Here is a 21,057-nt window from a genome sequence, read left to right on the forward strand (position 1 = left end):
GCCCCAGAGCTGGGGCGATTTAAATCAGAGGAGGACGTTCAGGCGCAGCGATTAAATCCAGTCGCCGTTGCGGATCACGCCGACCGCCAGACCTTCAATGGTGAAATTCTGCTGACGCAGATCGACCACGATAGGCTGGAACTCGCTGTTTTCTGGCAGCAGTTCAACCACATTGCCGTGTTTTTTCAGGCGCTTGACCGTAACTTCATCTTCAATACGTGCCACAACTACCTGGCCGTTCCGCACGTCCTGGGTTTTATGCACCGCCAGCAGATCGCCGTCGAGAATGCCGATATCACGCATCGACATGCCGTTGACCCGCAGCAGGAAATCCGCGCTAGGTTTGAACAGAGAAGGATCCACCTTATAGTGTCCTTCGATATGCTGTTGCGCCAGCAGCGGTTCACCGGCGGCCACGCGGCCAATCAGCGGTAAACCTTCTTCATCTTCCATCAGCAGACGAATGCCGCGTGAAGCGCCGGAGACGATCTCGATCACGCCCTTGCGCGCCAGCGCTTTCAGATGTTCTTCTGCAGCATTTGGCGAACGGAACCCCAGACGCATGGCGATCTCGGCGCGCGTTGGCGGCATGCCAGTTGACGAAATATGATCGCGAATCAGATCATAGACTTCTTGTTGTCTGGTAGTTAGTGCTTTCATTCCGCCCCCTGTTTGTTTATACAGTCTTGCTGTGAGTATATACAGGTAAGCGCGGCTTGGGAACCGAAGAATGAATAAAAATCAGGGATTAGCGCCCCGCCGCGACGGGGCGAACCACTCAGACAAAGTGCTGCCACAGTACCGAACCCCAGACAAACAGCGCCAGGATGATCGCCAGCGTTACCGCCGCCGATCCCATATCTTTCGCTCGGCCGGAAAGCTCGTGGTGTTCCGTGCCCACCCTATCGACAATGGCTTCAATCGCGCTGTTCAGCATCTCGACGATCACGACCAACAGCACCGATCCGATCAGCAAAATGCGCGCTATCGCACCCACATCCAGCCAGATCGCCAGTATGATAGCCAGCACGGTCGCCACCAGTTCCTGGCGGAATGCGGCTTCGTGCTGCCAGGCAGCAGAAAAGCCTTTATATGAGTAGCCGGCGGCTTTAATAATACGGGTCAGGCCGGTTGCTTGGTTTGCCATGTTTTTTAGTGCCTTTCACAGAGGTAAGTCATAATTATAGAGCTTGGGTCAGGAAACTCTCCCGGCTCACGGTTTTCCAACACCACAGATCTGCTACCCGGTTTCTGGTATGCTTGCGGCGCATTGCTAACAAGAGGCTTCACGTTGTTATGTCAGGTTGGCGTAAAATTTATTATAAATTATTGAATTTACCACTCAAATTGTTGGTAAGAAGTAAGGTTATCCCTTCAGATCCGGTCACGGAGTTAGGGTTGGATCCCTCACGGCCGATTTTGTATGTTTTACCTTATAATTCCAAGGCGGATTTACTGACGCTACGCACCCAGTGCCTGGCACAGGATTTGCCCGACCCCCTCAATCCGCTGGAGATAGACGGCACCGTACTGCCAAGCCACGTGTTCATTCACGACGGCCCGCGCGTGTTCCGCTACTACACACCGAAAGAAGAGTCGGTAAAACTGTTTCACGACTATCTGGATCTGCACCGCAGCAATCCGGATCTCGATATTCAGATGCTGCCGGTGTCGGTGATGTTTGGCCGCTCCCCAGGCCGCGAAGGTCACGGCACGCCGCATCTGCGCTTGCTGAACGGCGTCCAGAAATTCTTCGCCGTCCTGTGGCTGGGCCGCGACAGCTTCGTGCGTTTCTCCAACACCGTTTCGCTGCGCCGAATGGCGACCGAACACGGTACGGACAAAACTATCGCACAGAAACTGGCGCGCGTGGCGCGCATGCATTTCTCGCGTCAACGTTTGGCCGCCGTCGGCCCAAGCCTGCCGGCGCGTCAGGATCTGTTCAATAAGCTGTTGGCGTCCAAAGCGATCGAAAAAGCGGTCGAGGACGAAGCGCGCAGCAAGAAAATTTCCCATGAAAAGGCCCAGCAGAACGCCATTGCGCTGATGGAAGAGATCGCCGCCGACTTCTCGTACGAGACGGTGCGCCTTTCCGATCGCGTGCTGAGCTGGACCTGGAACCGGCTGTATCAGGGCATCAACGTCACCAACGCCGAGCGCGTGCGCCAGTTGGCGCAGGACGGCCACGAGATCGTTTATGTGCCGTGTCACCGCAGCCATATGGATTATCTGCTGCTGTCCTACGTGCTGTATCACCAGGGCCTGGTGCCGCCGCACATCGCCGCCGGCATCAACCTCAACTTCTGGCCGGCCGGGCCGATCTTCCGTCGCCTGGGCGCGTTCTTTATCCGCCGCACCTTCAAAGGCAACAAGCTGTACTCAACGGTGTTCCGCGAATACCTCGGCGAGCTGTTTACCCGTGGCTACTCGGTGGAATACTTCGTTGAAGGCGGCCGTTCCCGTACCGGGCGCCTGCTGGAACCAAAGACCGGCACCCTGTCGATGACCATCCAGGCCATGTTGCGCGGTGGTACTCGCCCTATCACGCTGGTCCCGATCTACATCGGTTACGAACACGTGATGGAAGTAGGTACTTACGCCAAAGAGCTGCGCGGTGCGACCAAGGAAAAAGAGAGCCTGTTGCAGATGCTGCGCGGCCTGCGCAAGCTGCGTAATCTCGGCCAGGGTTACGTCAACTTCGGCGATCCGCTGCCGTTGACCACCTACCTGAACCAGAACGTGCCGCAGTGGCGCGAATCGATTGACCCGATCGAAGCCCAACGTCCAAGCTGGCTGACGCCAACGGTCAACGACCTGGCGGCCAAGATCATGGTACGCATCAACAACGCGGCCGCCGCCAATGCCATGAACCTGTGTTCCACGGCGCTGCTGGCCTCACGCCAGCGCTCGCTGACTCGCGAGCAGTTGCTTGAGCAGTTGGAGTGTTATCTGCAACTGATGCGCAACGTGCCTTACGCCGGCGACGTCACCGTGCCGACCCAGACGCCGGACGAGCTGCTCGATCACGCGCTGAACATGAACAAGTTCGAGGTGGAGAAGGATAACATCGGCGATATCATCATCCTGCCGCGCGAGCAGGCGGTGTTGATGACCTATTACCGCAACAATATCCACCATCTGCTGGTGCTGCCTTCGCTGATCGCCACCATAGTGATGCATCACCGCCGGGTGTCCCGCGCTGAACTGCTGCGGCAGATCGGCCTGATTTACCCGATGTTGAAGGCCGAACTGTTCCTGCATAACGACAAGGAACACCTGCCGGAAGTGCTGCGACCGCTGATCGAGGAAATGATCCGCCAGCAGCTCATCTGCGACAAAGGCGAGGATCTGGTGCTTAACCCGGCGCGCATTCGCCCTCTGCAGTTGCTGGCAGCCGGCGTGCGCGAAACCTTGCAGCGCTATGCCATCACCATGTCTATCCTCAGCGCCAACCCGAGCATCAACCGCGGCGCGCTGGAGAAAGAGAGCCGCATCATGGCCCAGCGCCTTTCGGTGCTGCACGGCATCAACGCGCCGGAGTTCTTCGACAAGGCGGTGTTCTCTACCCTGGTGGCGACGCTGCGTGAAGAAGGCTACATCAACGATATCGGCGATGCAGTCCGTGAGCACACCCTGGAGGTGTACAGCATGTTGAGCGATTTGATTACCCCGGAAATCAAGCTGACTATCGAAAGCGTCAGCATGCCGGCGGAAACCAACGTGCAGCCGGAAACGGCGACAGTGGAAGAGAAAGCCGAATAATTGATTGATAATCAAAAACAAAAAGGCACCGTCAGGTGCCTTTTTTATTGCCGAAAATACCGTTAGCCCCGCCAATAACTCAATGCGATACCGATAAACAACACCAGCCCGACATAGTTATTATCCAGGAACGCCTTGAAACAGGCGTCGCGATCGCGGGTAGCGATTTGCTTTTGCTGATGAATAAACAAGGCACCCGCCAATAGCAACGACCAATAAAACGCCCCGCTCAGTTGGGCCAGATAGCCCACCCACAGCAGCAGCAGCAGCGTCGCGAACTGCAGCAGACCGACGATCAGCTTGTCGTAACGGCCAAACAGGATGGCGGTGGATTTGACGCCAATCTTCAGATCATCGTCACGGTCCACCATCGCGTACAGCGTATCGTAAGCCACCGTCCAGCAGATATTGGCCAGCAGCAGCAGCCAGCAGCTCAGCGGCAGTGCCTCGCTAACGGCGGCGTAGCCCATTGGGATGCCCCAACCAAACGCCGCTCCCAGCACAAACTGCGGCAGATTGGTAACCCGCTTCATGAACGGATAGATCCACGCCAGCGCCAGTGCCGCCAGCGACAGCCAGATGGTCATGGCGTTCAGCGTCAGCACCAGCCCAAACGAGACCAGCACCAACACCACGAACAGGATCTTGGCCTCTTTCTCGCTCACCCGGCCGCTCGGCATTGGGCGCCCCGCTGTTCGCTTCACGTGACCGTCAACGGCGCGATCGGCATAGTCATTCACCACGCAGCCGGCAGCACGCATCAGGAACACCCCAATGACGAACACCAGCAGGATAGACAGTGGCGGCACACCCTGCCCCGCAATCCACAGCGCCCACAGCGTTGGCCACAGCAGCAGCAGGCTGCCGATCGGTTTATCGAGGCGCATCAGATGGCCGTAAGCCCGCCATTTGCTTTGAGTCACGCTTCCCTCCAAGGTATTTCCTCTCCTCATCATGCGATTTCCGCGCTGCCCGCCGCGTACAACGGCGAAGCCGGTAAAAACAGTTCGGTCAGCAATAAGGGCTTGCCCGCCAGCCGTAAACGGGAGCGGCGCGCCCATAACGCATCCTGCCGCCCCATATGAATGTAATCGCGAGTCAATTCACCGCTGCTGAACAGGTAACGCCCCAGCGGCAGCGTGCCCAAATCCACCAGCGCCTGATCCGGTCCGGTCAGGGTCTCTTGCGGGATCACCGTGCGCCCCAGCAGCCAAGGCTGGTTATCGCCCAACAATATTATCTCTCGCAGCCAGTAACGCGGGCTATCCGGCAGGTGTTCGGCCTCTTCACCCAACTGGTCGCGGGTGACGAAACATTCGCGCTGCGGTTCAACGTGCACGCGCCCACAGTGGCGTTCAAAACGGCGGGTCATGGAGCCTGGCTCCATCAGCCAGTCGCTGACGGCGGCGGGTACCGGGGGGTGTTGCGCAGATAACCACTCAAGCGGCGGCAGGATGGAATCCCTATTGCCAGACATTGTTCTACTCCAGGCCTGGCGCCGCACCCTGCGGCCGCACCAGACCATACAAACTGTTAACAGAAATTCATTGTAACGCAGAAATCCAAAAGCGGCAGGCGGATTCGTGGCGCGGCAGGCAGCAAAATCGCTGGAGTTGATCAGCATCGTAGCGGGCAATACGCCACGCGACGTCGGCTTTGCCGTGGCCAACCACCTGCTGCTGCAAACCGGCTACCAGGTGCCGGTCGTGGCCGGAGCCGCCTGCGCATTGAGCGAACCGCCGGAACCCTGGCGCGCCCACCTTGACCGGGCGATTACCCGGCCGGATTTGGCCGGCCTGTGGCATAACGTCCCTTACCCGCACACGGCGGCGATCGTCACGCCAAACGCCGCCGTGACCCTTGGCGAACTGATCTGCAATAACCCAGGTGAAATCACGCTGGCGGCGATAGGCCCACTGACCAATGTCGCCCATGCTCTGCAGCTCTACCCGCAGATGGCGCAGGCGGTGAAGGAAATCGTGATTATGGGCGGGGTGTTCAACGTGGAGGGTTACCTTAAGGACACCAATTTCGGTCTCGATCCTGAAGCCGCCCGACAGGTGCTGACCAGCGGCGCCAACATCACGCTCGCGCCTCTGGACGTCACTACGCAAACCATGCTCACTCAGGCGAATCTGGCGCATATGACGCAACCGGATACACCGCTGTGCCGCTATCTGCGGGCCACTACCCAGCCCTGGATCGATTATTCGCGCCAGACCCGCCACCTGCCGGGTTGCTGGATCCACGATGCGTTGGTGATTGCCTGGTTGCTTGAGCCGCAGTTGGTGACCACCGCGGAGTATTATGTGGATGTGGCATTGGAAGGCGCCATGACGCGCGGCAGCTCTCGCCGCTGGCGACCGGACGGCCTGCGGTTGACGGTCGGCATGCCGGAGCCGCAGGGCAAACCGGTACGGGTGATGGAGCAAGTAGATAACGCCCGTCTGCTGGCGCTGATTGGCGAAACGCTGGCCCGCGCATGAAAAAAGGTGCGCCGAGGCGCACCAATCATCGAGCCAGCATCGGCAGCGTCGGGTACTACCCCTTGCCTTTCACGCTGCCAATAAACGTTTCACGCGCTGTGGTGGAACCCAGTCTTTCAGCTTCATTCATCAGTTTCAGCGCCTTATCGATATCGCCCGCCTTCACCGCCTGCCTGATGCTGTTATTGAAGTAGCTTTCGGTGTCGTTCAGCATCGGCTCCGAAGGCTTGGTCGGTACTGCGGCTGGTGCCACGGTGGCCGGCGCGGTTGACCCCACCACCACCGGTGCAGCGGTCGGCGCCGGTTGCAGCATACCGATCATCACGTTGCCGGAACCCTGTTCAGCGGTCACCTTCAGCTTGAGCGTTCCGCTCGCGCTGTGGCTGGCGATCGGGTCCGGGATATCCGGTATCGCGTTACCCACGCCGGCGGCATAAGCCTTGGCCGGGTTGGTCAGTTGGGTGGTTTTGGCCAAATCCTGGCGGGTGGTGTACACCAACATATAAATCTGTTTTTGACCGAGCGCCGGAGTCAGCTTCAGCGTGCCCTCGAGGCGATCGGAGGACATCGCCCCCGGCGGTTGGTACGGGAAATAGCTGCTCGGGTAATACGCCGCCGGGCGCAGATGCTCATCCAGCACCAACACGCTTGGCGCGTAAATCGAATTATTCTTGCTGATGCTGCTCAGCGTAACTTCCAGCGAACCGCGATCGGCCGGCAGCGTATAGGCGGCAATGGCGCCCTGAATATCACCCTGATTGATTTGCGGGCTGACATTATCCAGTTTCACTTCCTGGCTGACCGGCGGCACCAGCGGTTGCCATGGCAAGCTTTGCAGCGTGGCGGCGCTGATGGCCGGGGCAACGGAAACATTAGCCGGCGTGTCGGCATTGGCCGCCAATGGCGCACCAAGGCTCAACGCCAGTGACAAGCAGAGTGACAGCAGATTCTTTTTCATTGTTATACCCTCTATCAGCGCCGATGCAGGTCAGGCAAGAGAGCCGGCGTCGGCGAATACATGTTGGGGAGAGCGCAAGGCCCTCCCCGTCCTGTCATTACCACCAGATTTCCATCTGGGCGCCGAAGGTGACTTCATCGTCATTGCCGCGGCTGAAGGTGTGTACGCTGGTGTCGTTATACGCGGTACCCGAGGTATAACCGGCGCCGGAATCGCTGTTGGCGTAGCCCCATTTCTCATCCCACTTGGCGTAGGTTGCGAATACGCGGATAGCCGGACGTGACCAGATGCTGTTGCCCGCCTGCCACTGTTGCGCCAGGGTGACTTTGTATTGGCCGTTTCTATCGCCGGTGCGCTGGGATTTCACGTTGTCGTAACCGGCTTCCAGCAAGGTGCTCATGATTGGCGTCCATTTGTACATTGGGCGAACGCCCACGGTGTACCAGGTGGTGCCGTTGTTGTTGTCGCGATCGATATCCTGGAACATGCCGACGTACATCAGCGCCCATTGATCGTTGAAGTCGATAGCGCCGTGATCCAACACGCGGATCATCTTGCCGTCGTTATTAATGGTCGCGCCCTGACTGCGGCCGTTGTTTTGCGAGGTCATAGAGTCGGTGGCGTACTGCAGCACGAACTTGTTGTAACCGCTCAGGATGCTCTGGGTATGCTCAGCAGTTAACAGCCAGCCGTCTTTGCTGGCACCGTCGGCCAGGCGGAAATTATCCTGCGCGTTGGCGCGACCGTAGTCCACGCCGAGCTCCAGCGTACCGCCCGGGTTCAGTTCCAGACCGGCCAGGCGCACGTCGAAGGTGTCGTTGACGGTTGGACGTTCTTTCCACTCATTGTCCAGGTAGCCGTAGGAGCCGCCGGATTCGGAGTTACGGGTCACGGCAGCAGACAGCTTGCCGAAGCCCAGATCGATGTTTTCCAGACCGGCGCCCGGGCCGGAGATATCCCAGTAGTAGAAGTCGATCATATGGACGTCATGACGCTGATAGAAGCGCTTACCTGCCCACATGTTGGCGCCCGGCAGCCAATCGATCAGGTTTTTACCCTGCACGTTTACTTCACGGAAGCCTGGCGTCACGTCTTCCCAGTCGGAACGTTGTGAAACGGAATAAGCCAGATTGGTATCGAAGTAGAAGCTTTTATCGCCTTCTTTCCACACTTCCTGACCCAGCTTTAATTCAGCGTAGGTTTCACATTCGTTACCGAGACGGTATTTGCTGTCGGCGCCGGTGGCCTTGAAACATTGTTGTTCACCGCCGCTGCCGGTCCAGCCGATGCCGGAACGTGCATAGCCTTTAAAATCAACGGCCATTGCCTGGGTGGTCAGCACACCTGCGGCGATTGCCAGTGCCAGAGGAAGTTTGCGCAGAGTAGTCATCATTATTCTCCTGTTATACAGACTGTGATGCTTTAAACGCCCGGCTCCTGGTGCAGCCGTTTACATGCCGTACCGTCTTCACGGAACAGGTGGCAGCGGTGAGGCGGCAGGCCTATAGCGAATGTTGCACCTTCTTCTACCAGCACCACGTCGTTCTGGCGGTAAACCAGGTTCTGACGAATTGCCGGGATTTGGATGTGGATTTGCGTCTCGTTACCGAGTTGCTCCACCACCTGTACGTCACCTTCCAGCGTCACTTCAGAGGCATTGCTGGGCAGCAGATGTTCCGGGCGGATGCCCAGAGACATGTTCGCGCCGACCTGAACCTGCGTACCTTCCACCGGTAGCCATACCAGCTGGCGGTTAGGCAGTTCGACCTGCACCTGTTGCGGGTCTGCGGCGGTCACTTTGACCGGCAGGAAATTCATTTTTGGCGAGCCGATAAAACCGGCAACAAAGCGGTTGGCCGGATAGTGATACAGCTCCAACGGCTTGCCGACCTGGGCAACTCGCCCGGCATCCAGCACCACGATCTTGTCGGCCAGCGTCATCGCTTCCACCTGATCGTGAGTGACGTAAATCATGGTGCGCTGCAGGCGTTTGTGCAGGCGGGAAATCTCGATGCGCATCTGCACCCGCAGCGCGGCGTCGAGGTTCGACAACGGCTCATCGAGCAGGAACACATCAGGTTCCGCCACCAGCGTACGGCCGATCGCTACCCGCTGACGCTGCCCGCCGGACAGCGCTTTGGGTCGCCTGTCGAGCAGATGAGCCAGTTGCAACACTTCCGACACCTGATTCACCCGCTGGCTGATTTCCGCTTTCTTGGCGCCCGCCAGCTTCAGACCGAACGACATGTTGTCGGCGACGGACAGATGCGGGTACAGGGCATAGGACTGGAACACCATGCCGATGCCGCGCTCAGACGGCGGCACTTCATTCATGCGTTTATCGCCGATCAGCAGGTCACCGGAGGTAATGTCCTCCAGCCCGGCGATCATGCGCAGCAGCGTCGATTTACCGCAGCCCGAGGGCCCGACAAACACCACAAACTCACCGTCATCGATGGTCAGATTGACGTCTTTGGAAATCACAGCTTCGCCGAAGGCCTTATAAACGCTGCGCAGTGTGACGCTAGCCATGCGTTACTCCCCTGCTTTCGCAGTTAACATTTCGTGTAAAAATGGCGGACGCAAACCCCGCCAAAACCCATTGATGACCCTCTTGCTGCGCGCCGTGCTGCCATGCCAGTGGCAAGGTCGCCTCAGACGGCGCGGCCGGCTGAGTATAAGGCTGCAGATTAATCAGCGCTTCAAGGCATTGATCCTGATGGGTAATAAGTAAACGAACCACACCGTTCTTTTGGCTGACTGCGCTCAGTTCACCGTGCTGGATCACCGGCAAGCGACGCAGCGCCAGAAGCGATTGGCAGTAACGTAAAGTGGATTGGCTGTCATGCTGTTGACGACTAATCGCCAGCGCGCGGTGTTCTATCGCCACCTGCTGATACCAGTGGATCTCACCGGCAGTCACCTGTTCCGGCGCCTCGTGCCACGGCATCGGCGTTTGCGCGCCAAGCGGATCCTGCAGCCCGGCGGCGTGCGGCAGGCCCAGTTCTTCGCCCTGATACAAGCAGACAGGCGCAGGCAACATCGCCAGCAGCGTCAAAAACGCATCGGCGGAGCGTAAATTCCCCTGTCCCCAATGGCTGACCACCCGTGGCTGGTCGGCATCACCGGTGCTCCAGAGGCTGTCTGCCAGCGTGGCGCGGCGAGCATGCAATACCTCAACCAGCCGCTCGATGCTGAAGGGCATGACCTCCAGCGCCAACGGGCTGCGGACGTACTGCTGTGGGGCAACAGAGTGCCGGACAGGGCTGTGCCCGTCGCAGTACCACAGCCCCAGCCCCTGAGCGGCTACCGCAGCGGCGGCTTGCGCCGACAGCTCATACGGCAATACCAGCCCATCGATCGACAGCGTATTCAGATAAGGCAGCGCCGAAACCATGCCGTGTACGTCGCCCACGCCGTCCCCGTTTCCATCACGGAAACTGACCGGATGGATCCGGTACAAGGTGGGTTGAGTGACGGTAGGCATTAGCGACATAAATCCGGTTCCCTGCTGCACGTGACGATGAAAAATCAATGTGGCCGATAGTGCGGGAATCCCCACAAGGGGTAATCATCCGTAACAAGATTTTTCATGGGGGAGGAGATGGGAGGATGAGAGAACGACCGTCGCGGCGAGAAGTTCAAAGCTAAAAGCAAATCTGTGATCCGTCTGGCAAAAATCGTCACCCTATTTTGTGTCTTCCCCCACAGAATAGGGCGCAACGTTAACTGGATCACACTCCGCAGGCGTGGGGCGTAGAGGGGGGGAGGATGAGAATGTGTCGCTTTGTGACCCACTATTACTGCGAAACCTCTCTCCTTGATTTACGTGCCCACAAAAAAGAAGGATTGGATTATGACTCGCAGCTTTACCACCGCCCGTACGCTGGTGCTTTCCGCTCTGACCACCTTGGTGCTTTCCTCTTCCGCCTTCGCCAAGATCGAGGAAGGGAAACTGGTTATCTGGATCAACGGCGATAAAGGCTATAACGGCCTGGCCGAAGTCGGCAAAAAGTTTGAGAAAGACACCGGCATCAAAGTCACCATTGAGCACCCGGACAAGCTGGAAGAAAAATATCCGCAGGTAGCCGCCACCGGTGACGGCCCGGACATCATCTTCTGGGCTCATGACCGCTTTGGCGGCTACGCGCAGTCCGGCCTGCTGGCCGAGATCCACCCTTCCAAAACCTTCCAGGACAAGCTGTTCCCGTTCACCTGGGACGCGGTGCGTTATGACGGCAAGCTGATTGGCTACCCGATCGCGGTAGAAGCGCTGTCGCTGATTTATAACAAAGATCTGATCAAAGACGCGCCTAAAACCTGGGAAGAGATCCCGGCGCTGGACAAAGCGCTGCGCGCCAAAGGCAAGAGCGCCATCATGTGGAACCTGCAAGAACCCTACTTCACCTGGCCGATTATTGCCGCCGACGGCGGCTATGCCTTCAAGTATGAGAACGGCAAGTACAACATCAAGGATGTCGGCGTCGCCAACGCCGGTTCGCAGGCCGGCCTGCAGTTCATCGTCGATCTGGTGAAAAACAAACACATCAATGCCGATACCGATTACTCGATTGCCGAAGCGGCGTTCAACAAAGGCCAGACCGCAATGACCATTAACGGTCCTTGGGCGTGGGCAAACATCGAGCAAAGCAAAATCAATTACGGCGTAACCCTGCTGCCGACCTTCAAAGGCAAGGCGTCCAAACCCTTCGTCGGCGTGCTGACCGCCGGGATCAACGCCGCCAGCCCGAACAAAGAGCTGGCGACCGAATTCCTGGAAAACTACCTGCTGACCAACGAAGGCTTGGCTGACGTCAACAAGGACAAACCGCTGGGCGCCGTGGCGCTGAAGTCATATCAGGAACAACTGGCGAAAGATCCGAAGATTGCCGCCACCATGGCAAACTCGCAGACCGGCGAAATCATGCCGAATATCCCGCAGATGAGCGCCTTCTGGTACGCCGAACGCAGTGCGGTGATCAACGCCGTCAGCGGCCGCCAGACGGTGAAAGCCGCGCTGGACGACGTGCAAACCCGTATTACCAAGTAACAAACGACGCTGTGCGGGGCGCACCAAAACGCCCCGCTGTTGATCCACAGAAAGGAACGCCCTATGCAATTAGCTCACGCCGGGTCGCCTGCGCGCAAGAAGTCGAAGTGGTGGCAGAGTGACGTACTGAAATGGCTGGTGATCGGCCTGTTCAGTCTGGTTACCTGCTACCTGATTGTGTTGATGTATGCACAGGGTGAATACCTGTTTGCCATTCTCACGTTGATCCTCACCAGCGCCGGGCTTTACGTCTTTGCCAACCGCCGCGCTTACGCCTGGCGTTACGTCTATCCGGGCATCGCCGGCATGGGGCTGTTTGTCCTGTTTCCGCTGATTTGCACCATCGCCATCGCCTTTACCAACTACAGCAGCACCAACCAGCTCACCTTTGAGCGCGCCCAGTCGGTGCTGATGCAACGTCAGTTCCAGACCGGCAAGACCTTTACCTTCGGCCTGTATCCGGCGGAAAACCAACAATGGCGCCTCCAGTTAACCCACCCCGACAGTGGCCAACAACTGATTTCCGGGCCGTTCAGCTTTGACGCCAACGCGCCGCAAACGCTGAAACTGACGGAGGAAAACGCCGAACCGGCAGGAGAACGCGCCACGTTGCGGGTGATTACTCAGAACCGCCAGGCACTGAGCCAACTGGTAGCGCAGTTACCGGAAGGCGGCGAGCTGCGCATGAGCTCACTGCGCCAGTTTTCCGGCACCTCTCCGCTGTATCTGCTGGATAAAGACAGCAAGGTGTTGACCGACCAACAGACCCATATTCAATACCGGCCGAACCCGGACATTGGTTTCTATCAGGCGCTGACTGCCGACGGCAACTGGGCCAAAGAAACCCTTAGCCCAGGATATACCGTCACCATCGGCTGGAAAAACTTCCTGCGCGTTTTGCAGGATGAAGGCATCAAAAAACCCTTCGTGTCGATCTTTATCTGGACCATCGTGTTCTCGGTGATGACCGTGATCCTCACCGTGGCCGTGGGCATGGTACTGGCCTGCGTGGTGCAGTGGGAAGCGCTGAAAGGCAAAGCGGTATACCGCGTCATGCTGATACTGCCCTACGCGGTACCGTCGTTTATTTCGATTCTGATTTTCAAGGGGTTGTTTAACCAAAGCTTCGGTGAAATCAACATGATGCTCAGCCACCTGTTCGGCATCAAGCCGGCCTGGTTCAGCGATCCCATTACCGCCAAAAGCATGATTCTGATCGTCAACACCTGGCTGGGTTATCCGTACATGATGATCCTGTGCATGGGGCTGTTGAAAGCGATCCCCGACGATCTGTACGAAGCCTCGGCAATGGACGGCGCCACCCCGATGCAGAACTTTTTCCGCATCACTCTCCCGCTGTTGATCAAGCCGCTGACGCCGCTGATGATTGCCAGTTTCGCCTTTAACTTTAACAACTTCGTCTTGATTCAGCTGTTGACCAACGGCGGGCCGGACATGATCGGCACCACCACGCCGGCCGGTTATACCGACCTGCTGGTCAGCTACACCTACCGCATCGCCTTTGAAGGCGGCGGCGGGCAAGACTTCGGTCTGGCGGCCGCGATTGCCACGCTGATCTTCCTGCTGGTAGGCGCCCTGGCGATCCTGAATCTGAAAGCCAGCAAGATGAACTTCGACTAGGGAGAAAAAGAATGGCTATGGTCCAACCCAAATCCCAGCGCCTGCGCCTGTGGATGACTCACACCCTGATGCTGTGCTTTATTGCCCTGATCATGTTCCCGTTGCTGATGGTGGTGACGATTTCACTGCGCTCCGGCAACTTTGCCACCGGCAGCCTGATACCGGAGCAGATTTCGTGGGATCACTGGCGTTTGGCGCTCGGCATGAGCGTGACGCACGCCGATGGCAGCGTCACCCCGCCGCCGTTCCCGGTGCTGCTGTGGTTGTGGAACTCGATCAAGATCGCGGTAATCACCGCCATCGGCATCGTCACGCTGTCCACCACCTGCGCCTATGCCTTTGCCCGCATGCGCTTTCGCGGTAAAAGCACGTTATTGAAAAGCATGCTGATTTTCCAGATGTTCCCGGCGGTGCTGTCGCTGGTGGCGCTGTACGCGTTGTTCGATCGCCTGGGCCAGTACATTCCGTTTATCGGCCTGAACACCCACGGCGGGGTGATCTTCGCCTACATGGGCGGTATTGCGCTGCACGTCTGGACCATCAAGGGCTATTTCGAAACCATCGACAATTCGCTGGAGGAAGCGGCGGCGCTGGATGGTGCCAGCCCGTGGCAGGCCTTCCGCCTGGTGCTGCTGCCGCTGTCGGTACCGATTTTGGCGGTGGTGTTTATTCTGTCGTTTATCGCCGCGATTACCGAGGTGCCGGTAGCGTCTTTGCTGCTGCGCGACGTCAACAGCTACACGCTGGCGGTAGGGATGCAGCAATACCTGAACCCGCAAAACTATTTATGGGGCGACTTTGCCGCTGCGGCGGTGTTGTCGGCCATTCCAATTACCGCCGTATTCCTGCTGGCTCAACGCTGGCTGGTGGGTGGCCTGACGGCCGGCGGGGTGAAAGGTTAAGGTTTTTGCCACTGCAATGCGCTTGATGTACTTCAGTTCTTTCCGATCAATACCTGTGTCTTCGGCGGCCCTGCGGGCCGCCATTTTTACGGCCTATCCAAAAATAATTGGCGTTGCAACCAAGGCTGCTGCAGCTTCAAATATGAAGGGTATTTATTCGCGTTTTAAGCGGTCGGTGTTGGCCAAATAGAGAGTCACTACCAGCAGCAATATCGCTCCGGCATAAATCAAGGTATCAAATGGATTTTTATGATCCACTATGATCAAACGAATAATCGCGGTAATGCCGATATAGATGAAATAACGCAGCGGAAAATGATATCCCGATTCAAAATACTTGACGATCAAGGCGATAAACTCAAAATACAGGAAGTAAATCACGATGCCTTCGATCAACAAGTAGGACGATGATTCCTCACTGTTTACAAACAAGACTTTCGCCAAATGAATAGTTTCTTTCACCAAAAAAACGATCAGGATCGCCGCCAGCAGCAGCAGCCCAACGTTCAGCACCCGCTGTAACCCCTTCGCAATCATTATCGAACGCGATGTTTTCGCCATAAGAACTCCCCTTAAATACCACTGAAATTATCCGCGCATCCTAACATAGGCATTATCTTAAAATTCATTGCCCCTGATGAAATCACTTTAAACTCAATTTAATTCAATCAGTTACATTAGGATATTTCTGGTTGATATATTTGTAGCAAATTGAAATGTCAACTATGATGGGACATAGATCTTTACATAAAACTAATAACCTCGAATTAACAAGGGAATTCTTTATGCGCGCTAAACTTAACGGACTGGTCGCGGCGGGCCTGTTTACCTGTGCATTAACCGGCCACGCCGCCGGCTTGGTCACTCCTGATAACGATCTGCGTAACGATCTTGCCTGGTTGTCAGACCGCGGCGTGATTAACGTCAGCTTGTCCACCTGGCCGCTGAGCCAGGAAGAAATCAGCTCGGTTATTTCACAGGCCAAGCCGGTAACCAGTACCGAGAAAAGCGTCATTGACCGCGTTCAGCGCCGTGTCGATTCCCTGAAAGCCAATATCCGCGTCAGCGGCTACGCCTCTACCGACAAACCCGGCACCCCGCAGGGCTTCGGCCAGAATGAATATGCTGATGACCGCCTGACTATCGGCGCAGGTGCCAACGGCGAATTCTGGGACGTGCGTGTACAAGGTTCTGTCGAGGGCGATCAACGCGTCAGCGACGGTTCAAAATTCAACCTGAATGGCTCCTACGGTGCAGTAAAAATCTGGAACCAATGGCTGTCCTTCGGTGAAGTCTCCCAATGGTGGGGCCCGGGTTACGACGGCAGCCTGATTCGCTCCGACGCCGCTCGCCCGGTGGCTGGCTTTATGCTGCAACGCGCCGACCAGTCTCCGTTTGAAACGCCTTGGCTGTCGTGGATTGGCCGCTGGCAGTACCAACTGACCGCAGGCCAGTTGTCGCAATATGCTGCAGTTCCCCATACCAAGCTGATTGGCGGTCGTTTCACCATGATGCCGACCGACTTCGTAGAATTGGGTGCCTCACGCATCATGCAATGGGGGGGTGAAGGTCGGCCTCAGTCCTGGAGTTCTTTCTGGAATGCGTTTGCCGGTAATGATAACGATGACTCTGGCAAAGGCAACGATCCGGGTAACCAGCTTGCCGGCTTCGACTTCAAGTTGAAAATGCAGCCGTTGATTGGCCTGCCGGTAAGCTTGTATGGTCAGTTGGTAGGTGAAGACGAAGCGGGTATGTTGCCGTCACAAAACACCTATTTACTGGGGCTGGAAGGGCATCCAGAATGGGGCACGACCACCATCAACTGGTCTATCGAAGGGGCTGATACCCGCGCCGATATGAACCGCAAAAACTATGTGTATAACCATTACATCTACAAAGGCGGCTACTATCAGCAGGGTTATCCGCTGGGCCATGCGATGGGCGGCGATGGCCAAATGCTGTCCGGCCGTGTAGAACTGGTACTGGATGACAGCCAACGCTGGAGCACCCGTTTGGTATACGCCAAAGTGAACCCGCAGAACCAGTCAATCAACCAGGCGTTCCCGAAATCCGACACGCTGAAAGGCATTCAGCTCGGCTGGGGTTACACCCTGGATTCCCAGGTCAAGTTTGATACCAGCCTGTGGTATACCGATAACAATGCCAGCACCGCCGATGACGTGGGCGCAGGCATCAGTTTCGAAGTGCCTATCAATCTGTAATCATCCAGATGTAAAAAAACCCGCCGCGGCGGGTTTTTTATTGGCATCAATCAGATACAGCTATTAACGCCATTCTTTAAAGCGGTTGATCAGCGCGTTGGTTGAGCTGTCGTGGCTGCTGACTTTCTCGCTACCCGCCAGCTCCGGCAGGATACGGTTAGCCAGCTGTTTGCCCAGCTCTACGCCCCACTGGTCGAAGGTGAAGATGTTCAGGATCGCACCCTGGGTGAAGATCTTGTGTTCATACAGCGCAATCAGGCTGCCCAGGCTGAACGGCGTGATCTCGCGCAGCAGGATGGAGTTGGTCGGGCGGTTGCCTTCAAACACCTTGAACGGCGCCACGTGTTTGACTTCTGCCGCAGTCTTGCCCTGAGCGGCGAACTCTTCTTCCACCGCCTCCAACGACTTGCCGAACGCCAGCGCCTCGGTCTGCGCGAAGAAGTTCGACAGCAATTTAGCGTGGTGGTCGCTCAGCGGGTTGTGGCTGATGGCCGGCGCGATAAAGTCGCAAGGAACCAGTTTGGTGCCCTGGTGAATCAGCTGGTAGAACGCATGCTGGCCATTGGTGCCCGGCTCGCCCCAGATGATTGGGCCCGTCTGGTAATCCACCGGATTGCCGTTACGGTCTACGTATTTGCCGTTCGATTCCATATTGCCCTGCTGGAAGTAAGCGGCAAACCGGTGCATGTACTGGTCGTACGGCAGAATCGCTTCCGTTTCTGCGCCGAAGAAATTGTTGTACCAGATGCCGATCAGCGCCAGCAGTACCGGCAGGTTTTGCTCCGCCGGCGTTTGCGCGAAGTGCTTGTCCATCTCGTGCGCGCCGCTCAGCAACTGCTCGAAATTCTCATAGCCCAACGACAACGCGATAGACAGGCCAATCGCCGACCACAGCGAGTAACGGCCGCCGACCCAGTCCCAGAACTCGAACATATTGGCTGTATCAATACCAAACTCACCTACCGCCTTGCCGTTGGTGGACAGCGCCGCGAAGTGTTTCGCCACGTGCTTTTGATCGCCGGCGGTGTTCAGGAACCAGTCGCGCGCGCTGTGGGCGTTGGTCATGGTTTCCTGGGTGGTGAAGGTTTTGGACGCCACCAGGAACAGAGTGGTTTCCGGGTTCAGCGGTTTAAGCGTTTCGGCGATATGGGTGCCGTCAACGTTGGAGACAAAATGCATATTCAGGTGATTTTTGTAAGGACGCAGCGCTTCGGTAGCCATATAAGGGCCGAGATCCGAACCGCCGATACCGATATTCACCACGTCGGTAATCGCTTTGCCGGTGTAGCCTTTCCAGTCGCCGCCAATCACGCGGTCGCAGAACTGTTTCATCTTGGCCAGCACCGCGTTCACTTCCGGCATCACGTCTTTGCCGTCAACGATAATCGGGCTGTTGCTGCGGTTGCGCAGGGCAACGTGCAGCACCGCACGGTCTTCGGTACGGTTGATTTTCTCGCCGGCAAACATCGATTTGATCGCGCTTTGCAGATCGGTCTCTTTCGCCAGTGCCTGCAGCTTCTCCAGCGTTTCTGCGGTAATGCGGTTTTTAGAGTAGTCCACCAGCATCTGATCGTTGAAGGTGGCTGAGAAGCGGGAGAAACGCTCTTTGTCCTGAGCGAACAGATCGCTGATCCGGACGTCTTTCATCTGTTCAAAATGTTGCTGCAGGGCTTGCCAAGCAGCGGTTTGACTAGGATTGATATTTTTCATAGCAACACTCTTAGGCTTGAGAATAAATGTGACGTGATTGTCCGATTGTAGCCTGTTCGACTGTGATTATGATCTCTTTTCTTACGATAGGCGCTAACTGTCAAACCTCTCCTGCATCGTTTCAGCCATTCCCCTATACTTTTGGATAACAGCCTGTTATCAGGGTTGCCGAACTGTCACTGAAATGTGCCATTGTTGCTGATAGCCAATTAGAGAAGGACCTCCGCCATGGAATTATCTGCCCCACTGATGTTGGTGATCATCGGGTTAAGTTCACTGCTGGCGCAATGGCTGGCCTGGCTGCTGCGCTTGCCTGCCATTCTGCCGCTGCTGCTGTTTGGCATCGTGCTGGGGCCGGCGGTGCATCTGGTCCAGCCGGACGCGCTGTTCGGCGATCTGCTGTTCCCGCTGGTGTCGCTGTCGGTGGCGATCATTTTATTTGAAGGCGCGCTGACGCTGCGGGTAGAGGAGATACGCGGCCTCGGCGGCGTGGTGCGTAACCTGGTGACCATCGGCATGCTGATGACCTTCCTGGTGATCAGCGTCGCCTGCTGGTGGCTACTGGACTTTCCGCCCGAGCTGGCAGCGCTGATCGGCGCGGTGACGGTGGTGACCGGGCCTACGGTGATAGCCCCGCTGATGCGCGTGGTGCGGCCCAATGCCAATATCAACCAGGTGCTGCGCTGGGAAGGGATAGTGATCGACCCGGTTGGCGCTATCTTCACCCTGTTGGTATTTGAATTTATCGTGCTGAAGCAGCATTCGGAGTCCTATACCCACCTGTTCTGGACGCTGGGCATTACCGCCGCCGTCGGCCTGGCGATCGGCGCGCTGTTCGGTTATTTGCTGGGGGTGGCGTTGCGCCGCGTCTGGCTGCCGCGCTACCTGCAAAACCTGGCGGTGCTGGCGATCATGTTGACCGCCTTTGGCGTGTCCAATGCCATTGCCGACGAATCCGGTCTGCTGACCGTGACGGTAATGGGCATTTGGCTGGCCAACATGCGCGACGTGGATACCAGCGACATTCTGGCATTCAAGGAAGAACTGTCGGCTATCCTGATTTCTGCGCTGTTTATCATTCTGGCGGCGCGGCTGGATATTCATGCGCTGTGGAACATGGGCTGGCCGCTGTTGGGCCTGCTGCTGGCGGTACAGTTTATCGCCCGGCCGCTGTGCATTGCGGTGTCGACCTGGCGTTCTTCCCTGCATTGGCGCGATCGCCTGCTGCTGTGCTGGATAGCCCCACGCGGCATCGTCGCCGCAGCGGTCAGCTCGTTGTTCGCCCTAACGCTGCAACGCAGCGGTTATCAGGGCGCCGATCGGTTGGTGACCGTGGTGTTCGCCGTCATCATCGGCACCGTGGTGTTGCAAAGCCTGACCAGCGGCATGATGGCGCGCTGGCTGCGAGTACAGCAGCAAAAACCGCGTGGCGTGCTGATCGTCGGTGCCAACAGCGTGGCGCGCATGCTGGCGCAGGCGTTGATCAAAATGAATATCCCGGTGCTCGTCACCGACAGCAGCTGGGAATATTACCGCCAGGCGCGTATGGAGGGTATTCCCGCCTATTATGGGCATGCTTACTCCGAACATGCCGAGAACTATCTCGATCTGAGTGATACCGCGCAAGTGTTGGCGCTCTCGCCCAACCGCCATCAGAATGCGCTGGCGGTATACCACTTCAGCCATCTCTTCGGTGACGACCAGGTCTTCGCCATCCGCTCCGGCGCGCCGCTGAAAGGGCGCGGCAACAGCGCGGAAAGCTCGCGCTTCCGCCGGCACGAAATCCTGTTCAATCAAGAGGCTACCTACGGCCGGTTGAGCAGTCTGATCGCCAAAGGCGCCACCATCAAAGCCACCAAGCTGAACGAAAACTTTGGCTGGCTGGAATATCTGGAAAAACATCAGGGCGTTATCCCGCTGTTGTGCCAAGGCGAGGACGGCAAGCTGCAACCGATAGGCACCGGTTTTGTTCCCGCCATGCCCTGCACGCTGATAGCGTTAGTGCAAATTGAAAATACCTCAACGTCTGACCGTTGACACAAGCGCAATAACCGGCTATTCCTATCAGCCTACTTGCGCACCCGGTGCGCAAGCCAGAAGAGGCGCGTCGCCCAGGTAAAGTGTCAGAGGAGCCGTTTTCCCATGACGGCACTTGAGGGGGAGCGACGCCGAGGTAGGGTGATGTACGGCATTCATCGTATCGGCTACAGGGGCTGAATCCCCTGGGTTGTCACCAAAGTTTGCCCCGCGGGGGCAATCAGCAAGGTGGGGCGCTTCTGGGTGTATCGTAGTTTCAACCTCTACGTCTGCCCCCTGTTTATCGCTC

General features: G+C 57.2%; 17 protein-coding genes and 1 riboswitch. Of the genes, 7 read left to right on the forward strand and 10 right to left on the reverse strand.

The features are described from left to right. Positions 1-51: 51 nt before the first annotated feature. Complete coding sequence (lexA, locus tag SERAS12_RS22795) at positions 52-660, reverse strand: transcriptional repressor LexA (RefSeq protein WP_004948794.1); 609 nt, start codon at positions 658-660, stop codon at positions 52-54. Between the two features lie 118 nt (positions 661-778). Then, complete coding sequence (locus SERAS12_RS22800) at positions 779-1,147, reverse strand: diacylglycerol kinase (RefSeq protein WP_013814749.1); 369 nt, start codon at positions 1,145-1,147, stop codon at positions 779-781. Between the two features lie 149 nt (positions 1,148-1,296). Here SERAS12_RS22800 and plsB point away from each other — a divergent pair, with 149 nt between their 5' ends. Then, positions 1,297-3,762: a glycerol-3-phosphate 1-O-acyltransferase PlsB gene (gene plsB / locus SERAS12_RS22805; protein WP_013814750.1), complete on the forward strand. Its 2,466-nt coding sequence runs from the start codon at positions 1,297-1,299 to the stop codon at positions 3,760-3,762. Between the two features lie 62 nt (positions 3,763-3,824). Here the strand turns inward: plsB and ubiA are convergent, their stop codons facing one another. Both ubiA and ubiC read right to left on the reverse strand, forming a co-directional pair. Further along, positions 3,825-4,697 (reverse strand): 4-hydroxybenzoate octaprenyltransferase, encoded by an 873-nt coding sequence (gene ubiA, locus SERAS12_RS22810; protein ID WP_013814751.1) that lies wholly within the window; start codon positions 4,695-4,697, stop codon positions 3,825-3,827. A gap of 17 nt (positions 4,698-4,714) precedes the next feature. After that, entirely contained in the window at positions 4,715-5,239 is a 525-nt protein-coding gene (gene ubiC / locus SERAS12_RS22815) for a chorismate lyase (protein ID WP_006328360.1), read from the reverse strand. Positions 5,240-5,345: 106 nt separating this feature from the next. Here ubiC and SERAS12_RS22820 point away from each other — a divergent pair, with 106 nt between their 5' ends. Beyond that, on the forward strand, positions 5,346-6,248 hold the full coding sequence (locus SERAS12_RS22820) for a nucleoside hydrolase (protein ID WP_013814752.1): 903 nt from the start codon (positions 5,346-5,348) through the stop codon (positions 6,246-6,248). A 55-nt stretch (positions 6,249-6,303) separates the two neighbouring features. Here SERAS12_RS22820 and malM read toward each other — a convergent pair whose 3' ends face one another. The 4 genes from malM to SERAS12_RS22840 form a co-directional block, all read right to left on the reverse strand. Continuing rightward, a complete protein-coding gene (gene malM, locus SERAS12_RS22825; RefSeq protein WP_013814753.1) occupies positions 6,304-7,206 on the reverse strand; it encodes a maltose operon protein MalM in 903 nt (300 codons plus the stop codon). 97 nt (positions 7,207-7,303) lie between these two features. Beyond that, positions 7,304-8,599 (reverse strand): maltoporin, encoded by a 1,296-nt coding sequence (locus SERAS12_RS22830; protein ID WP_143760047.1) that lies wholly within the window; start codon positions 8,597-8,599, stop codon positions 7,304-7,306. A gap of 29 nt (positions 8,600-8,628) precedes the next feature. After that, positions 8,629-9,738 carry a maltose/maltodextrin ABC transporter ATP-binding protein MalK gene (gene malK / locus SERAS12_RS22835; RefSeq protein ID WP_013814755.1) on the reverse strand — a complete coding sequence of 370 codons (1,110 nt, stop codon included), beginning with the start codon at positions 9,736-9,738 and terminating at the stop codon, positions 8,629-8,631. Next, a complete protein-coding gene (locus SERAS12_RS22840; RefSeq protein ID WP_013814756.1) occupies positions 9,731-10,702 on the reverse strand; it encodes an alpha-amylase family glycosyl hydrolase in 972 nt (323 codons plus the stop codon). The genes malK and SERAS12_RS22840 overlap by 8 nt, the downstream gene beginning before the upstream one ends. Positions 10,703-11,062: 360 nt before the next feature. Here SERAS12_RS22840 and malE point away from each other — a divergent pair, with 360 nt between their 5' ends. The 3 genes from malE to malG all read left to right on the forward strand — a co-directional run bounded on the left by malE (position 11,063) and on the right by malG (position 14,799). Beyond that, positions 11,063-12,256, forward strand: coding sequence for a maltose/maltodextrin ABC transporter substrate-binding protein MalE (gene malE, locus SERAS12_RS22845; RefSeq protein ID WP_013814757.1), 1,194 nt, complete (start codon positions 11,063-11,065; stop codon positions 12,254-12,256). Between the two features lie 63 nt (positions 12,257-12,319). After that, on the forward strand, positions 12,320-13,897 hold the full coding sequence (gene malF / locus SERAS12_RS22850; RefSeq protein WP_013814758.1) for a maltose ABC transporter permease MalF: 1,578 nt from the start codon (positions 12,320-12,322) through the stop codon (positions 13,895-13,897). 11 nt (positions 13,898-13,908) lie between these two features. Continuing rightward, the gene (gene malG / locus SERAS12_RS22855) at positions 13,909-14,799 is read left to right on the forward strand and encodes a maltose ABC transporter permease MalG (RefSeq protein WP_004948829.1); all 891 of its coding nucleotides are present in this window, start codon (positions 13,909-13,911) and stop codon (positions 14,797-14,799) included. Positions 14,800-14,952: 153 nt separating this feature from the next. Here the strand turns inward: malG and psiE are convergent, their stop codons facing one another. Continuing rightward, entirely contained in the window at positions 14,953-15,360 is a 408-nt protein-coding gene (gene psiE, locus SERAS12_RS22860) for a phosphate-starvation-inducible protein PsiE (RefSeq protein WP_004948831.1), read from the reverse strand. A gap of 224 nt (positions 15,361-15,584) precedes the next feature. Between psiE and SERAS12_RS22865 the strand changes: the two genes are divergently transcribed. Beyond that, the gene (locus SERAS12_RS22865; protein WP_013814759.1) at positions 15,585-17,021 is read left to right on the forward strand and encodes a capsule assembly Wzi family protein; all 1,437 of its coding nucleotides are present in this window, start codon (positions 15,585-15,587) and stop codon (positions 17,019-17,021) included. 63 nt (positions 17,022-17,084) lie between these two features. On the opposite strand, the gene pgi is transcribed toward SERAS12_RS22865, so the two are convergent. Beyond that, positions 17,085-18,731 carry a glucose-6-phosphate isomerase gene (gene pgi / locus SERAS12_RS22870; protein WP_013814760.1) on the reverse strand — a complete coding sequence of 549 codons (1,647 nt, stop codon included), beginning with the start codon at positions 18,729-18,731 and terminating at the stop codon, positions 17,085-17,087. A 228-nt stretch (positions 18,732-18,959) separates the two neighbouring features. Here pgi and SERAS12_RS22875 point away from each other — a divergent pair, with 228 nt between their 5' ends. Then, positions 18,960-20,768, forward strand: a complete 1,809-nt coding sequence (locus SERAS12_RS22875; protein WP_013814761.1) for a sodium:proton antiporter — start codon at positions 18,960-18,962, stop codon at positions 20,766-20,768. Between the two features lie 52 nt (positions 20,769-20,820). Further along, positions 20,821-21,015, forward strand: a riboswitch (Lysine riboswitch). Positions 21,016-21,057 lie beyond the last annotated feature (42 nt).

It is taken from the genome of Serratia sp. AS12 (genome assembly GCF_000214195.1).
GTDB lineage: Bacteria > Pseudomonadota > Gammaproteobacteria > Enterobacterales > Enterobacteriaceae > Serratia > Serratia plymuthica.

What these genes read in the sequence shown, in the direction of transcription:
- ubiC (WP_006328360.1), bottom strand. Translation starts at nt 5,239, where the DNA reads ATGTCTGGCAATAGGGATTCCATCCTGCCGCCGCTTGAGTGGTTATCT.
- SERAS12_RS22875 (WP_013814761.1), top strand. Translation starts at nt 18,960, where the DNA reads ATGGAATTATCTGCCCCACTGATGTTGGTGATCATCGGGTTAAGTTCA.
- malF (WP_013814758.1), top strand. Translation starts at nt 12,320, where the DNA reads ATGCAATTAGCTCACGCCGGGTCGCCTGCGCGCAAGAAGTCGAAGTGG.
- plsB (WP_013814750.1), top strand. Translation starts at nt 1,297, where the DNA reads ATGTCAGGTTGGCGTAAAATTTATTATAAATTATTGAATTTACCACTC.
- SERAS12_RS22865 (WP_013814759.1), top strand. Translation starts at nt 15,585, where the DNA reads ATGCGCGCTAAACTTAACGGACTGGTCGCGGCGGGCCTGTTTACCTGT.
- lexA (WP_004948794.1), bottom strand. Translation starts at nt 660, where the DNA reads ATGAAAGCACTAACTACCAGACAACAAGAAGTCTATGATCTGATTCGC.
- malE (WP_013814757.1), top strand. Translation starts at nt 11,063, where the DNA reads ATGACTCGCAGCTTTACCACCGCCCGTACGCTGGTGCTTTCCGCTCTG.
- malM (WP_013814753.1), bottom strand. Translation starts at nt 7,206, where the DNA reads ATGAAAAAGAATCTGCTGTCACTCTGCTTGTCACTGGCGTTGAGCCTT.
- psiE (WP_004948831.1), bottom strand. Translation starts at nt 15,360, where the DNA reads ATGGCGAAAACATCGCGTTCGATAATGATTGCGAAGGGGTTACAGCGG.
- SERAS12_RS22840 (WP_013814756.1), bottom strand. Translation starts at nt 10,702, where the DNA reads ATGTCGCTAATGCCTACCGTCACTCAACCCACCTTGTACCGGATCCAT.
- pgi (WP_013814760.1), bottom strand. Translation starts at nt 18,731, where the DNA reads ATGAAAAATATCAATCCTAGTCAAACCGCTGCTTGGCAAGCCCTGCAG.
- SERAS12_RS22800 (WP_013814749.1), bottom strand. Translation starts at nt 1,147, where the DNA reads ATGGCAAACCAAGCAACCGGCCTGACCCGTATTATTAAAGCCGCCGGC.
- malK (WP_013814755.1), bottom strand. Translation starts at nt 9,738, where the DNA reads ATGGCTAGCGTCACACTGCGCAGCGTTTATAAGGCCTTCGGCGAAGCT.
- SERAS12_RS22830 (WP_143760047.1), bottom strand. Translation starts at nt 8,599, where the DNA reads ATGATGACTACTCTGCGCAAACTTCCTCTGGCACTGGCAATCGCCGCA.
- malG (WP_004948829.1), top strand. Translation starts at nt 13,909, where the DNA reads ATGGCTATGGTCCAACCCAAATCCCAGCGCCTGCGCCTGTGGATGACT.